The 14,795-nt window shown below is 66.1% G+C and carries 13 protein-coding genes; 8 read left to right on the top strand and 5 right to left on the bottom strand.

The window, feature by feature from the left end; genetic code table 11:
- Positions 1-155: 155 nt before the first annotated feature.
- Positions 156-2,108, bottom strand: coding sequence for a bifunctional 2',3'-cyclic-nucleotide 2'-phosphodiesterase/3'-nucleotidase (locus tag AB4099_RS13170; RefSeq protein WP_441478407.1), 1,953 nt, complete (start codon positions 2,106-2,108; stop codon positions 156-158).
- A gap of 266 nt (positions 2,109-2,374) precedes the next feature.
- On the opposite strand from AB4099_RS13170, the gene AB4099_RS13165 reads away from it, so the two are divergent.
- A complete protein-coding gene (locus AB4099_RS13165) occupies positions 2,375-3,001 on the top strand; it encodes a glutathione S-transferase family protein (RefSeq protein ID WP_441478406.1) in 627 nt (208 codons plus the stop codon).
- A 3-nt stretch (positions 3,002-3,004) separates the two neighbouring features.
- On the opposite strand, the gene AB4099_RS13160 is transcribed toward AB4099_RS13165, so the two are convergent.
- From AB4099_RS13160 to AB4099_RS13150, 3 genes are read right to left on the bottom strand one after another with little or no spacing between them, the layout of a single operon-like run.
- On the bottom strand, positions 3,005-3,856 hold the full coding sequence (locus AB4099_RS13160) for an HTD2 family dehydratase (RefSeq protein ID WP_441478405.1): 852 nt from the start codon (positions 3,854-3,856) through the stop codon (positions 3,005-3,007).
- A 1-nt stretch (position 3,857) separates the two neighbouring features.
- A complete protein-coding gene (locus AB4099_RS13155) occupies positions 3,858-5,012 on the bottom strand; it encodes an acyl-CoA dehydrogenase family protein (protein ID WP_441478404.1) in 1,155 nt (384 codons plus the stop codon).
- Between the two features lie 15 nt (positions 5,013-5,027).
- Positions 5,028-6,173, bottom strand: a complete 1,146-nt coding sequence (locus AB4099_RS13150; RefSeq protein WP_441478403.1) for a CaiB/BaiF CoA transferase family protein — start codon at positions 6,171-6,173, stop codon at positions 5,028-5,030.
- Positions 6,174-6,421: 248 nt separating this feature from the next.
- Between AB4099_RS13150 and AB4099_RS13145 the strand changes: the two genes are divergently transcribed.
- From AB4099_RS13145 to AB4099_RS13120, 6 genes are all read left to right on the top strand, one after another.
- Positions 6,422-7,723 carry an ABC transporter substrate-binding protein gene (locus AB4099_RS13145; RefSeq protein WP_441478402.1) on the top strand — a complete coding sequence of 434 codons (1,302 nt, stop codon included), beginning with the start codon at positions 6,422-6,424 and terminating at the stop codon, positions 7,721-7,723.
- Between the two features lie 165 nt (positions 7,724-7,888).
- The gene (locus tag AB4099_RS13140; protein WP_441478401.1) at positions 7,889-8,794 is read left to right on the top strand and encodes a branched-chain amino acid ABC transporter permease; all 906 of its coding nucleotides are present in this window, start codon (positions 7,889-7,891) and stop codon (positions 8,792-8,794) included.
- Positions 8,794-9,735: a branched-chain amino acid ABC transporter permease gene (locus AB4099_RS13135; RefSeq protein ID WP_441478400.1), complete on the top strand. Its 942-nt coding sequence runs from the start codon at positions 8,794-8,796 to the stop codon at positions 9,733-9,735. The genes AB4099_RS13140 and AB4099_RS13135 overlap by 1 nt, the downstream gene beginning before the upstream one ends.
- Entirely contained in the window at positions 9,732-10,481 is a 750-nt protein-coding gene (locus AB4099_RS13130) for an ABC transporter ATP-binding protein (RefSeq protein WP_441478399.1), read from the top strand. Before AB4099_RS13135 ends, AB4099_RS13130 begins: the two co-directional genes overlap by 4 nt.
- 2 nt (positions 10,482-10,483) lie before the next feature.
- Positions 10,484-11,185, top strand: a complete 702-nt coding sequence (locus AB4099_RS13125) for an ABC transporter ATP-binding protein (RefSeq protein ID WP_441478398.1) — start codon at positions 10,484-10,486, stop codon at positions 11,183-11,185.
- 17 nt (positions 11,186-11,202) lie between these two features.
- Positions 11,203-12,636, top strand: coding sequence for an aldehyde dehydrogenase family protein (locus AB4099_RS13120; RefSeq protein ID WP_441478397.1), 1,434 nt, complete (start codon positions 11,203-11,205; stop codon positions 12,634-12,636).
- Positions 12,637-13,006: 370 nt separating this feature from the next.
- Here AB4099_RS13120 and AB4099_RS13115 read toward each other — a convergent pair whose 3' ends face one another.
- A complete protein-coding gene (locus AB4099_RS13115) occupies positions 13,007-13,534 on the bottom strand; it encodes an Lrp/AsnC family transcriptional regulator (protein WP_113510802.1) in 528 nt (175 codons plus the stop codon).
- A 48-nt stretch (positions 13,535-13,582) separates the two neighbouring features.
- Here AB4099_RS13115 and AB4099_RS13110 point away from each other — a divergent pair, with 48 nt between their 5' ends.
- Complete coding sequence (locus AB4099_RS13110) at positions 13,583-14,779, top strand: MFS transporter (protein WP_441478396.1); 1,197 nt, start codon at positions 13,583-13,585, stop codon at positions 14,777-14,779.
- The last annotated feature ends 16 nt before the right edge of the window (positions 14,780-14,795 follow it).

Genomic DNA, 14,795 nt, shown 5'->3' with positions numbered 1-14,795 from the left:
CGCGAATACGTATTGGCATCAAAAATATCGCTGTCAACGAAGATGACAGTCATTAGAATTCGTCTAAACTGAGGTTTGGGAAGGTAAGGTGATTTACCGACAGCTTGCTCTCTGTATTAACGACTGCTTGCTGTGCGTGATGTCGTAAGGTTATCTTACAGAAGGCGGTACTTCACGAATCCGTCACCACCATCGCCGGCCGGTTGCGCCTTCAAATCAGCTGGCAGTTTTCTGGCTGCAGTTGGCGAAGTCAGGAAGGTGACGTTCACGCCGGCCGGCAGTGCTACCAGCGACCAGTTGCCATCGGCCTTGGGTTCGATCGTCTTCTTCTCGATGATGTAGCGTATGATCACGTCGCGGTTGAGATCGGGCGCCTCCAGCACCACGGTTGTCCTGGTGCCGGGAAAGTTCCCGCCGCCGGAGGCGCGGTAGTTATTGGTCGCGATGATGAACTCGGCCTGGTCGTCGATCGGCTTGCCGGCATAGGCGAGGTCGACGATGCGGTGGGCGTCGCGCGCGACCAGTGCGCCATTGCCGTCATAGCGCGAGGGCTGTGTCACATCGATCCGATAGGTCACGCCGTCGATCACATCGAAATTGAAGGGAGGGAAGCCCGGGTCGATCAGCGGCTGCTCCTCGGTCTTGGCCGGGTCAATGCGGTTGAAAATGCCGGCCGAGCGCTCCAGCCATTCGCGGACCTCGGCGCCGGTGACCTTCACCACCTGCACCGAGTTCGGGTACAGGTAGATGTCGGCGACGTTCTTGATCGCGATCGGGCCGGCCGGGATATCGGTGTAGAAGCTCGGCCCCGCGCGCCCGCCGGACTTGAAGGGCGCGGCCGCAGAGAGCACGGGCAGCCCCTTCCACTGCGTCTGCGCCATCAGGCCTTCCACATAGGCGGTCTGGGCCTCAGCCACGATCTGGACCGAGGGATCGTCGGCGACAAGCGCGAAATAGCTGTTGATCGGGCTTGCCGTCGTGCCGACCGGCTCGCGCATATAGATCAGCGTCGCCTCGTGATCGGCCTTCACGGTTGCGAGCACCGATTGTTCGGTGGCCGCCTTCGACACGATCTTGCGGTCCGGCGTGCGCTCGAAGATCGGGCGCGGCTCGACCTTGAAGCCGGCAACTTTCCAGCGCCCGTCGCGCTTTTCCAGTTCGAGATCGATCAGTCCGAGATGCGAACCCCAGAAGCCGGGTTGGCAGGCGGGCTTGCCATGCAGAGAGCCCAGCTTGTTGTCGACACCCTCGATGCCGTCAAAGGCCTTGCCGCCGGGGAAGACGAGGTGCTGGTGGCCGGTCAGGATCACGTCGATGCCGTCGAGCCTGGCGAGATGCAGCGCCGCATTCTCCTCCATGCCCTTGCGAACGCCGCCTGCGATGCCGGAATGACAGAGCGCGACGACGAGGTCGGGGCCGGCCCTGAGCAGGTCGGGCAGGTGCTTGCGGGCGGCATCGACGATGTCGGTCGCGACCAGCTTGCCGTCGAGATTGCCCTTGTCCCACTGCATGATCTGCGGCGGCACGAAGCCGATCACCCCGATCTTGAGCAGCTGCTTCTGGCCGGCCTCGTCCTCGAAGCTCTGGTCGAGCATGATCCAGGGGTCGATCAGCGGTGTGCCTTCGGGGCGCGTGACATTGGCGCAGACCAGCGGGAATTCCGCCTTGGCGAGGCCGGTCTCGAGGAACGGGAGGCCGTAATTGAACTCGTGATTGCCGAGCGTACCGCAGGCATAGGGCAGGGCGTTCATGGCAGCGAGCATCGGGTGCATCTCGCCGGGCTTCAGCCCCTTCTTGTAGGCGATGAAATCGCCGAGCGAGGAGCCCTGCAGGAAGTCGCCATTGTCGAACAGGATGCTGTTCCTGGCCTCCGCCTGCGCCAGCTTGATCAGGCTCGCCGTCTTGGCGAGGCCGACGGTGTCGTCGGCGGCATCCCGAAAATAGTCGTAGGGCACGACGTTGACATGGAGATCGGTGGTCTCCAGCACGCGCAACTTGAGCTTCACGGGGCTCTGGGCGGCGAGGCCGGAAGGCAGCGTCGCTGCGGCGGCCATGGCTGCTCCGGCCTTCAGGGTTTCACGGCGGCTGAATTCGGTTGCGCGTAACATCGGACCCAGCCTCTGGATATCTGTTCTGAATGTCGCGAGGCTAGAGCATGCTGCGAAAAAGTGGCAACGGTTTTTCGCATAAAGCATGCTCTAAACTATTAGAGTCGATCGCGTTTCCTGCGTTTGGATGATTTCGTCCAAACGCAGCTTGGGCGAGCATCGTGCCGGTCGCATGGCACGCCAAAGATGCGGGGCTGCTTGCAGCTCTTCCGCCTTGCTTGCCTGGACGCGTCGGCCGATGGCAGGCTTCGACAGGAGGCGCGCGCATGATCCTGATCGGCCAGTATGATTCCCCCTTCGTGCGGCGCGTCGGCATCGCATTGAGGCTGTACGGACTGCCCTTCGAGCATCGGCCCTGGTCGGTCTTCGGCGATGCCGAGAAGATCCGGCCCTACAACCCGCTGACGCGCGTGCCGACGCTCGTGCTGGATGACGGTCTCGCGCTGGTCGAAAGCCACGGCATCCTCGACTATCTCGACGGTCTCGTCGCCGCCGAGCGCCGACTGTTCCCGGTCACGGAACCGGCCCGGCACCGGGCGGTGCGCACGGCCGGTCTGGCGATGGGCTTCGCCGAGAAGGCCGTCAGCCTGTTCTACGAGTTGAAGCTGCATCGGGAGGTGTCGCAGGTCTGGGCCGAGCGCTGCCGTGCCCAGATCCTCGCGGCGCTGTCCGTCCTGGAGACAGAGCGCAGCCAGCACAGTGCAAGCGGTGCGTTCGCCGGGCGTGTCGGGCACGCCGATATCGCGCTTGCGGTTGCCTGGCGCTTCCTGATGGAGGCCCATCCCGGTATGGCCTCGCCCAGCGACTACCCGACACTTGCCGACGAGGCCGCAAGGCTGGAAGCGCTGCCGGTCTTTCAGGCGATCGCGCAGCCCTTCATTCCCCCGGCCTGACCGCTACGCAGCGCGGCTGATGCCTTCCATGCGCACCCGGCCATCGGACCCTTCGGTCCATGCCGCGATGCCGCCATCGGGCAGGCGCCTGGCCTTCACCAGGAAGTCGTCGCCTGCGATCAGTGGCGCGATGCCGCGGTAATCCAGCTTGATCGGTTCGCCGCCCGACAGCGTGGCGATGATGTTGAGCAGCAGCGTCGCCTGGATCGGCCCATGGACGACGAGGCCGTCATAGCCTTCCTCACCCGTCACATAGGGATAGTCGTAATGGATGCGATGGCTGTTGAAGGTGATCGCGGAGTAGCGGAACAGGAAGACCGGTGAACTCGCGACCTGCCAGACCAGATCGGCCGGTCGCGGGTCCTCCGGTGCCGGCGCGGGGGAGGCCGGCGCGCCCGGCCTTGCGGCCTCGCGGTAGACGATGTTGTGGCGCTCGCGAAGCGCGATGCCGCGCGGCGTAACGAGTTCGTGGTCGACGGCGACGAAGCAGAGCGGCCCCGTGCGACCCTGCTTGTAGGAGATGTCGCCGATCGCCGAGCGGCGCGTGACCTCGTCGCCCGTGCGCAGCGGCGCAAGGGTCTCGATCGTTCCGCCAGCCCACATCCGGCGCGGCAGCGGCACGGGCGGCAGGAATTCGCCCTTCGCCGCATGGCCATCGGTGCCGATTGCGCCCATCGCTGCGATCGGCGGGGCCAGGCACCAGTGCAGGGCAAGCGGCGCCTCGCCCTCGGCATAGGGCGCCAGATGCGGCGCGAAGGTCGCCTCGAAGCTCCGCACCAGACGCGGTGTGACCAGGTCGGTGGCTGCTTCGGTCCTGCCGGTCCAGCGCTTGAGGGCGTCAAGATCGATGCTCATCTCAGTAGGACCTCGGCATGCCCAACACATGTTCGGCGAGATAGGACAGGATCAGGTTCGTCGAGATCGGCGCGACCTGGTAGAGCCGTGTCTCCCTGAACTTGCGCTCGATGTCGTATTCCTCGGCAAAGCCGAAGCCGCCATGCGTCTGCACGCAGGCATTGGCCGCCTCGAACGAGGCGTCGGCCGCCAGCATCTTCGCCATATTCGCTTCGGCCCCGCAATCCTTGCCCTGCTCGTAAAGCCGCACTGCCTCGCGCACCATCAGCTCGGCGGCGCGCATGTTGGCGTAGGCCTTCGCGATCGGGAACTGGACCCCCTGGTTCTGGCCGATCGGCCGGCCGAAGACCTGCCGCTCCCTGGCATAGTTCGAGGCTTTCTCGATGAACCATTTCGCATCGCCGACGCATTCGGCGGCGATCAGGATGCGCTCGGCATTCATGCCGGACAGGATGTAGCGAAAGCCCTTGCCCTCCTCGCCGATCAGGTTCTCGGCAGGCACGCGGACATTGTCGAAGAACACCTCGGTCGTGGCATGGTTCATCATCGTGCGGATCGGCCGGATGGTGAGGCCGGCTTTCAGCGCTTCGCGCATGTCGAGGATGAAGACCGAGAGCCCATCGGTGCGCTTGGCGACCTGCTCGCGCGGTGTCGTACGCGCCAGAAGCAGCATCAGGTCGGACTGTGCTGCCCGGCTCGTCCAGATCTTCTGCCCGTTGACGACATAGTGGTCGCCCTCGCGCCGGGCGAAGGTGCGCAGCGATGTGGTGTCGGTGCCGCTCGTCGGCTCGGTGACGCCAAAGGCCTGCAGCCGCAGGGCGCCGGACGCGATCCTGGGGAGATAGTTGCGCTTCTGTTCGGCCGAACCATGCCGGAGCAGCGTGCCCATGATGTACATCTGGGCGTGGCAGGCGCCGCCATTGCAGCCCTGCCGCTGGATTTCCTCCATGATCACGGTCGCGGCCGAGAGCGGCAGGCCGGCCCCACCATATTCCTCCGGGATCAGCGCTGAGAGGAAGCCGCTTTCGGTCAGCGCGGTGACGAACTCGGCGGGATAGGCCATCTCGCGGTCGAGCTTGCGCCAGTATTCGCCGGGGAAATCGGCGCAGAGTTTTGCGACGGCGTCGCGGATCTCGGTGTGATCTAGGTCTTGCATGGCGTGCTGCTTGTCTCAGGCGGATTGGGCGGCGGCCGTCACGGCGAATTCGGCGCGCAGAGCGGCTTCATGCTCGCCGAGCTCCGGCACGCGCCGCATCTCCGCGCGCTTCCCGTCGACGATGGCGGGAGGGGCCAAAACCTCGATCGAGCCCGCCGGCGTCTCGACCGTCAGCGTCGTCGCGGCCGGATGGGTGATCAGGTCGCCGACGCTCGAGACCGTGCCATAGGCGATCGCGGCCTGATCGAGGGCTGCGGTGACCGCTGCAAAGGGCCTTGCGATCAGGATAGCCTGGATCGCGGCATCGAGGGCTGCCCGTTCCCGGACGCGCAGGACATTGCTGGCGAAACGCGGATCATTGGCCAGGGCCTCGTCCCGAAGCACCTCGCGCGCCAGGACCTGCCATTCGCGCTCGCTCTGCACTGCCAGAAGCACATTGCCATCGGCGAGCTCGAAGACGCCATAGGGTGCGATGGAGGGATGGGCGAGGCCGAGGCGGGGCGGCTCGATCCCGCCATAGCGGCGGGTCAGATAGGGCACGTTCATCAGGTCGGCGATGGTGTCGAACAGCGAGAGCGCGATCTGCGAGCCTTCGCCGGTGCGGGCACGCCGGAGCAGAGCCTCGAGAATCGCGGCGTAGGCGGCATTCCCGGTGGCGATATCGGCGATGGAGACGCCGATCCGCGTCGGCCCGGAGCTTTCGTTGCCGGTGATCGAGGACAGGCCGGCCTCCGCCTGGATCAGCAAATCATAGGCCTTGCGGGTGTAATGCGGCGTGCCGGGCGCATAGCCCGAGACGTCGCAGGTGATCAGGCGCGGGTGGCGCTTGCGCAGCTCGGCGCTGCCGATGCCGAGGCGGCCGGTCGCGCCGGGAGCGAGATTCTGGATGAAGACATCGGCCTTGGCCAGCATCGCCTCGACCATGGCGAGGTCGTCGGGCTGCTTCAGGTCGACGCGGCAGGATTCTTTGCCGCGGTTGATCCAGACGAAATAGGAGGACAGGCCATTGGCGTAGTCGTCATAGCCGCGCGAGAAGTCGCCCTCCGCCCGTTCGAGCTTGATGACGCGCGCCCCCGCATCGGCCAGCCGGCAGGTCGCCACCGGCACGGCGACGGCCTGTTCCAGCGCCACGACCAGGATTCCTTCGAGAGCATGCGTCATCACGTTGAGCCAGTTGGTCTTGTCCTGCGGGCGAAACGGACCTTTCGAGCCACGCAAGTCAAATAGAGTTTTGCGATGGCATCCATAGCGCGGCGAACAGAGCGCGTCCGGCGGACGGACTATAGAAAATCGCTATGGCCTTCATCGCTTTATTCTTCTTGTCGGCCTCTTTCGCCTATGCGCCCCTTTCGGCCCCGGGAGACGCGCCGCCGCAAGAGCGCGCCCCAGCGCAATGAGGGAGACGCACCATGGTGAGGATGAAATGGGCGGCGGCGCTTGCCGCTGCTGCGATGCTCGGCGCGCCGGCGCTGGCGCAGGACAAGCCGAAGGAACTCGTGGTCGGCATCGCGACCTTCCTCTCCGGCCCGGCCTCCGTCTTCGGCGTGCCGGGAAAGAACGCGGCCGATCTCTTGATCGAGGAGCTCAACGCCAAGGGCGGCGTTCTGGGCGTGCCGGTGAAGCCGGTCTATGTCGACGAGGGCGCGGGCACGAACCAACTCCTCTCGGAATACCGCCGCGTCGCGCAGGAGCAGGGCGCGCAGGTGATGTTCGGCGCGATTTCGAGCGGCAGCTGCAATGCGCTTGCCCCCGTCGCAGAGGATCTCAAGGTCGTCAACGTGATGTGGGATTGCGGCACGCAGACCATCTTCGAGGAGGGCAAGTGGAAATACTCGGTGCGCACCCAGGCCCATGCCGGCGCCGAGATGATGTCGACCCTGCTCTACCTGATGAAGGCCAAGCCGGACTTCAAGACGATTGCGGTGGTCAACCAGGACTATGCCTGGGGGCGTGAATCCTGGGCCCTGTTCCAGGCCGGGCTGAAGGCGCTGAAGCCGGATGTGAAGGTCGTGGCCGAGCTCTTCCCGAAATTCGGTGCTCCCGACTTCTCGACCGAGATCACGCGCCTCTCCGCCCTGCGGCCCGATGTCGTGCTCTCGACCTCCTGGGGCGGCGATCTCGACACCTTCGTCCAGCAGGCGGCGGCGCGCGGCCTGCTGAAGCAGTCGACCTTCGTGCTGCCTCTCGCGGAGAGCTCGCTGGAGCGCCTCGGCAACGTCCTGCCCGAGGGCGTGATCATCGGCGGGCGCGGCGACCATTACTGGCTCCACCCCAAGCACAAGAACTCGCCGGAGATGCTGTCCTTCGTGAAGAAGTACAAGGACAAGACCGGCGTCTACCCGATCTATCCGACCTTCCACATGGCGCAGGCCGTGATCGGGCTCGCCAAGGCCTATGAGAAGGCGGGCCAGGCCACGGGCGGAAAATGGCCGAGCAAGGAGCAGGTGATCGCGGCCTTCGAAGGGCTCGAGTTCAAGAGCCTGACCGGGACGATCTCGATCCGCTCGGACCATCAGGGGCTCGAGGACCAGTTGCTCGGCACCACCAAGCGTGTGCCGGACTATCCCTTCGCGGTCTACGACAAGATGGCGCTCTATCCCGGCAAGCTGGTGACGACGCCGCTCGGCGAGAAGTCGCTGGAATGGTTCGCCAAGGTCAAGCCGGAGCTGGTGACCGACAAGTCGATCGAGACCTTCGACTACGCGAAATGAGGCGGATGGCGGGCTGTCCCGGTTCGAGCCGGATCAGCCCGTTCACCCCTTCAAATCGTGGCCGTCCTTGCGGGCGGCCCGGAAGCCATCATCGATCCCGGCCTTGCGCTTCGCCGCAGCCGAGATGACGCTTCACCTCTGGGCCTAAGCACGAAAAGCGGGTTCATGCCTCCTGAAATGCTCCTTCTCGCCGCGCTCGACGGCCTCGCCTACGGCTCGCTGATCTTCCTGGTCGCGGTGGGCCTGTCGCTGATCTTCGGCGTGCTCGGCGTGCTCAACGTGGCGCATGGCAGCTTCTATGCGATCGGCGCCTATGTCGCGGCCGCCGGTGTGCTCGCCTTGACCGGCATGGGCTTGCCGCCCTGGCTAGCCTTTCCCTTCTTCATCGTCGCAGCTGTGCTGGTCGGCGTCATCGTCGGCGGGCTGGTCGAAACCCTGCTGCTCCGGCGGATCTACGGCAAGGAGGAGGTGCTGCAGCTCCTCGTCACCTTCGCCGTCTTCATGATCCTCGAGGATGCGCAGAAGGTCGTCTTCGGGGTGCAGCCCTATTTCGCCAATGCGCCGATGAACTGGCTCGGCACCATTGAGGTCTTCGGCATCTTCTACACCCAGTACCAGCTCATCCTGATCCCGACCGTGGCGCTTCTCGTGCTGGTGGGCTTGCGCCTCTTCCTGCGCCGCACAGCCTTTGGGCGCGCCATCGTAGCGGTGACGCAGGACCGCGAGGCGGCAACCGCGATGGGGATCGACGCGACGCGGGTCTACCTGATCACCTTCATCATCGGCGCCTCGCTTGCCGCGCTTGGCGGCGCACTCTCCTCGGCCACGACCTCGCTCACCCCCGGAATCGGCTCGGGCATGATCGTGCTCTCCTTCGCCGTGGCGGCCACCGCCGGGCTCGGTCGCATCGAGGGCGCGGCGGTCGCGGCCTTGCTGATCGGGCTCGGCCGCTCGGTCGCCGTCTATTTCGCGCCCGAATTCGACGTGCTGATCCCCTATCTGATCATGGTCGCGGTGCTGCTGATCAAGCCCGAGGGCCTGTTCACCACCGTACAGACGAGGAAGGTGTGATGGCCCGCCAGCTCATCATCGGCGCGGGCCTGCTCGCGGCGCTCATCATCTTCCCGCTGCTCTCGCCCTGGTCGACGGTCATCCTCACCGTCGCGGTTTGCGAGGGGCTGGCGGCGCTCGGCATCCTCGTGCTGCTGCGGGCCGGGCAGGTCTCCTTCGGCCATGGGCTCTATTTCGCCTTCAGCGCCTATGTCGTCGCCTTCATGGCGGCGGCGCGCTTCGGCCATGAGGTGCTGATCCTCGTGCCGGTCGCAACCGCCGCCTCCGGGCTGCTCGCGGCCCTGGTCGGGCTCTTCGTCGTGCGCTACCGGGCGATCTTCTTCGGCATGCTGAACCTCGCCATCTCGATGGTGTTCTTCTCGCTGCTGGAGAAGCTGTTCTCGATCACGGGCGGTGCCGACGGCAAGCGCGTCCCGCGCCCCACGCTCGCCGGCATCAGCCTCGAGCGTGCCGAGTTCGAGCTCTGGATCTTCTACATCACGCTGGGCCTGGCGGTTCTCGCGGCGCTCGGTGTCGCACGCTACCTCCTTTCGCCCGGCGGCAAGGCGCTGGAGGCGATCAAGTCGAACGAGACGCGGCTCGAATATCTCGGCGTCTCCAGCCGCAAGGTGCTCTTCGGCGCCTATGTGCTGTCGGGCCTGCTGGCGGGGCTCGGCGGGGCGGTCATTGCGCTCGTCTCCGGCCATGTCACGCCGGAACTGGCCTATTGGGTCCGTTCGGGCGAGTTCGTCTTCATCGCCATCCTGGGTGGGGTCGGCGGCGTCGTCGGCCCCTTCCTCGGGGCGTTGATGTTCCAGATCATTCGGGGCTATGCGGCGGTCTATGCGCCCGAGACCTGGCATGCGGTGCTCGGCGTGATGCTTCTCGTCATCATCTTCTTCGCGCCGAACGGGCTCCATGGCCTGATGACCGGCCGCAAGCCGGCGGGGACGGGCCAATGAGCGCACTCATCCTCGAAGCCCGGGACCTCGAACTGCGCTTCGGCGGGGTGCAGGCCGCGAATGGCGCGAGCCTCAAGGTCCACGCCAATGAGCGGATCGCGATCATCGGCCCCAACGGCGCCGGCAAGACCACCTTCATCAATCTCTGCACCGGCTATCTCAAGCCGCAGGCGGGGCGGGTGTTCTTCGGGGGCAGCGACATCACGGCGCTCTCGCCGCGCGCCATCACGCGGCTCGGGGTCGGCCGCTCCTTCCAGATCCCGCAGCTCTTCCTCGAGAATACGGTGATCGAGAACCTTTTGCTCGCGCTCAGCGCCCGGGAGGGAACATGGTCGCCCTTCCTCAGGCTCGACCGTCATCCGAAGACCGAGGAGATGTGGGCGCTGCTCGACATCGTCGGGCTGAAGGATGCCGGCCGCCGCATCGTGCGCGAGCTGCCCGAGGGCATGCGCAAGCTCATCGACATCGCAGTCGCGCTCGCGCTCGAGCCGAAGCTGATCTTCATGGACGAGCCGACCAGCGGCGTTTCCAGCCATGAGAAGTTCCAGGTCATGGATACGCTCACCCGCGCCCTCGATGCCCGCGCCACCACCGCCATCTTCGTCGAGCACGACATGGATGTGGTCGCGCGCTACGCCAGCCGCGTCGCGGTCTGGGCCGGCGGGCGCATCGCCCATGAGGGGACGCCCGACGAGATCCTGAACCATCCCGAGGTCCGCGAGACCGTCATCGGCGTGGGAGTCTGATCATGCTGGAGATCAAGGGCCTGACTGCCGAGATCGAGGGCGTGCAGGTGCTGCGCAAGGTCGATCTGTCCCTGGCCGAGGGCGCGACGGTGGCGCTGATCGGCCGCAATGGCGCGGGCAAGACCAGCCTGCTGCGGGCCGTCATGGGCTTCATGAAGGTGACGGCAGGCGAGATCTCCTTCGACGGCAGGCCGTTGCTGCAGGTCAAGCCGCATGAGCGCCCGCGCCTCGGCATCGGCTACGCCCCGGAAGACCGCCGCCTGTTCTCGACCTTCACCATCGAGGAGAATATCCGCCTGCCGGCCGAGGTGATGAAGGTGCGCGAGGCCGAGATCGCCAGGCGGCTGGAGGGTGTCTACCAGGTGCTGCCGGAACTCGCAGATCTGCGCCACCGGCCGGCCGCCGGCCTCTCCGGCGGGCAGGGCAAGATGGCTGCGCTGGCGCGCGCGCTGATGGTCGGCACGCGCATCATTCTGCTGGATGAGCCGTTCCAGGGGCTCGCCCCCGTGCTTGCCAATCGTTATGCCGCTGCCTTGCGCGCCCTGCGCGACAGCCATCCCGACATCGCCTTGCTCATCACCGAATCCAATCCCAGCCTGCTCCGGACCTTCGCCGAACGCAGCTATGCGATCGAGCGCGGCGAGGTGACCGAGATTGCCGGCGGTCTGGCGGCGAGTTCGCTGGAAGCCGCAGGCCTGCACTGACTTCGGAAGGACACTCTATGACGCAGCATTTCATCAATGGCCGCCATGTTGCCGGCCGCACCGGCGAAACCATGGCGGTGCTCGCGCCTGCGACCGGCGAGGAATTCACCCGCATCGCCTGCGGCACGGCCGACGATATCGACGATGCGGTGAAGGCGGCACAAGCCGCCTATGAGGGTGCCTGGGGTAAGCTGACGGCGGCCGAGCGGGGCCGGCTGATCGCGAAGCTTGCGATCAAGGTGCAGGACCATTTCGACGAGCTGGCCAGGATCGAGGCTGAGGATACCGGCAAGCCGATGGCGCAGGCCAGGGCCGATATCGAGGCGACGGCCCGCTATTTCGAATTCTATGGCGGCGCGGCGGACAAGGTGCATGGCCATGTCATCCCCTTCATGAACGGGTACAGCGTCAGCGTCGTGCACGAGCCGCATGGCGTCACCGGCCATATCCTGCCCTGGAACTATCCGGCGCAGATGTTTGGCCGCTCGCTGACGGCGTCACTCGCCATGGGCAATGCGGTGGTGCTCAAGCCCGCCGAGGAGGCCTGCCAGACGGCGCTCAGGCTGGCCGTCCTCGCCTCCGAGGTTGGCTTTCCCGATGGCGCGATCAATATCGTCACCGGGCGCGGCCATGAGGCGGGCGCTGCGCTCTCGGCCCATCCCGGCATCGGCTTCATGTCCTTCACCGGCTCGCCCGAGGTCGGCAAGATGGTGCAGAAGGCCTGCGCCGAGAACCTGATCGGCTGCACGCTGGAACTCGGGGGCAAATCCCCGCAGATCGTCTTCGATGATGCCGATTTCGACGCGGCGGTCCCGATCGTCTGCAAGGCCATCGTGCAGAATACCGGGCAGACCTGCTCCGCCGGCAGCCGCGTGCTGGTCCAGAAGAACGCCTATGACGCATTCGTCGGCGCGGTTGCCAGGCAGTTCTCCACGCTGCGTGCCGGAACGCCGGAGATGGATCTCGATTGCGGGCCGGTGATCAACGCCAGGCAGCAGGGCCGGGTGCAGAGCTTCATCGACCAGGCCCGCGAGCAGGGCATCCCGGTCCTCGCCGAAGGGCAGATCGCGCAGGGCGTGCCGAATGGCGGCTTCTACGTCACGCCGACCCTGTTCGGCCCGGTGCCTCGCGGCAACCGCCTGGAGCAGGAGGAGGTCTTCGGGCCGGTGCTCTCGGCGTTCCCGTTCGAGGACGAGAGCGACGCCATCCGCCTTGCCAATGCGACCGCCTATGGCCTCGTGGCCGGCATCTGGACCGGCAATGGCGGGCGCCAGCAGCGCGTCGCCAAGAGCGTGCGCGCCGGACAGGTCTTCATCAACGGCTATGGTGCCGGCGGCGGCATCGAGCTGCCCTTCGGCGGCACCGGCAAGAGCGGTCATGGCCGCGAGAAGGGCTTCATGGCGCTGGAAGAGTTCGCGGTGACTAAGACGATCGTCCACAAGCACGGCTGACTCTTTCACGGTGAAGCGCCGGAACCTCGCCAAAAATCCTCTCCGATAGTGATAGGGAGGGGACTCGCGCCCCACCTTCTCCCCTTGCGGGAGAAGGTGGCCCGAAGGGCCGGATGAGGGGGCGCGGCGTCCTTGCCGGTTATTGCCCCGCAAGCCTCAAACCTTCCAACGTCGCGCGACCCCTCACCCCAACCCTCTCCCGCAAGGGGAGAGGGGGGCAGGTCGCGCCGAATCCCGCCTCGCGCTATTGCGCAGGCGTTTCAACACGAGGGGCAGGCTCCGCCTCGAAGCGGCGGACACCTCGTCCCTCTCTCCTCTCCTTCCAGGAACGGGGTTCTTCGCGCCTTGCCGCCGCGCCGTCATCCTCCCCTCAGGCGTGCTTGACGCGGTTCGGCCACTCCCGGGTGACGCCTGGCTGGACGGGGCGTTCCAGATAGGTCGACAGCACGACATAGCTGCGCGTCGCCTTCACGCCTGGCGTGTCGTAGAGCCGGGCGAGCAGACCTTCCAGCGCATGCGTGCTCTCGGTCCGTACCTTCAACAGCATGCAGGTATCGCCCGCGACGGAGTGGATTTCCTCCACTTCCGGATGGGACTCGATTGCCAGAAGCGCTGTCGTCTTGCCCCAGCCGGTGGTGTCGACATGAACGAAGGCGAGAAGCGTCTTGCCCGTGGCCTCCGGTTCGATCAGCGCCGCGACCCGCCGGATCGCGCCGGACCGGCGCAGCCGCTTCACCCGCTCATGCGCTGCCGGCGGAGAGAGACCGACGCGCTCGCCCAATTCCGCGTAGCTCGTCGTCGCGTCCTCGACGAGAACGCCTAACAGCTTTCGGTCCATGGCATCGAGATCGCGCCCTTCTGCCCTGCCACGCCGAATGGCATCTGTTTTTTCGTTCATTCGCCCCTCATGGGTTGAAGCCGAATTCTGTTCGGTCATTCTGAAGGAATGTCGAACCTTGATCAAATTGGCCTGCCTGCAACCGATCATCCGGCACGCATTCCGCTCGCGGCCTACGTCTTATGCCTGTGCATCGGCATTGTCGGCGCGAACTCTTTGGCTCTGGGGCCGATCGCGCCGCGTGTCGCGGAGAGCTTCATGGTGTCGGTACCCGCCGTGATGTCGGCCTCGGCCGTGTTCGGGATCGGCACCGCCGCGAGCGCCCTGTTCCTGGCCGGGGCGATCGACCGTTTCGGAGCCGGCCGGACGTTGCGGGGTGCATTGCTGCTCTTTGCACTTGCGCTCGCCGGCTGCGCTGCCGCGCCGGGGCTCGCCATCTTCGTCGGCGCGCAGTTCGTCGCCGGGATCGCCGCGGGGCTCGCCTTGCCCGCGATCTATACGCTGGCTGCGGTCGCGGCACCGCCAGGCCGGGAGAGCGATACGCTCGGCGTCGTCCTCTCCGGTTGGACCTTGAGCATGGTGGCAGGCGTGTCGCTCTCCGCTGTCCTCGCCGATGCAGCGGGCTGGCGCGTCGTCTATGCCGCTGTCTTCGTCGCGACGCTTCTGTCCTTCGCTGCGGCGGCCGGGCCGATGGCGCTTGCTCCGCGGCGCTCGGCCTCGGTGCAGTCGCCCCTCTCGGCGCTGCAAGTGCCGGGCATTGCGCCACGGCTCGTGGCTTGCGTCGCCTTCATGATCTCGTTCTACGGTGTCTATGCCTATATCGGCGATCACCTGCACCGAGGCCTCGGCCTGCCGCTCGGCGCCAATGGCCTTCTGGCGCTCAGCTATGGCCTTGGCTTCGGCGCGGCGGCCTTTCTGGACCGGCTGATCGACCGTTTCGGTCCCGGTCGGCTGCTGCCGGCGCTCTTTCTGGCGGTCGGCGCCATCTACCTTGCGATGGCCGCGGCATCCAGCACGCGCTACGGCCTGTTCGGCATCGCCTTCGTCTGGGGGCTGGCCAATCACGTGGCGTTGAACGCGCTGATCGTCAGCCTCGGCTCGCTCGATCCGACCCGGCGCGGGGCGATCATGGGCCTCAACAGCGGCGTGACCTATCTTTCGCTTTTCGCCGGCACGGCCGCATTTGGGCCGCTCTACGATCATGCCGGGTTCGCGGCGCTGGCAGTGGCGGCTGCCGCCCTGATGCTTGGGGCGACGCTCGCTGCCGCGCTGGCGCGGCGCGCGTCGGCGCCCCCCAAAGCATGAGCCTCGAGGTGGATGC

The organism is Allobosea sp. 2KB_26 (assembly GCF_052115715.1).
Taxonomy (GTDB): domain Bacteria; phylum Pseudomonadota; class Alphaproteobacteria; order Rhizobiales; family Beijerinckiaceae; genus Allobosea.
Note: the sequence above shows the minus strand (reverse complement) of the source record. Positions and strands in the feature narration are given on the sequence as shown.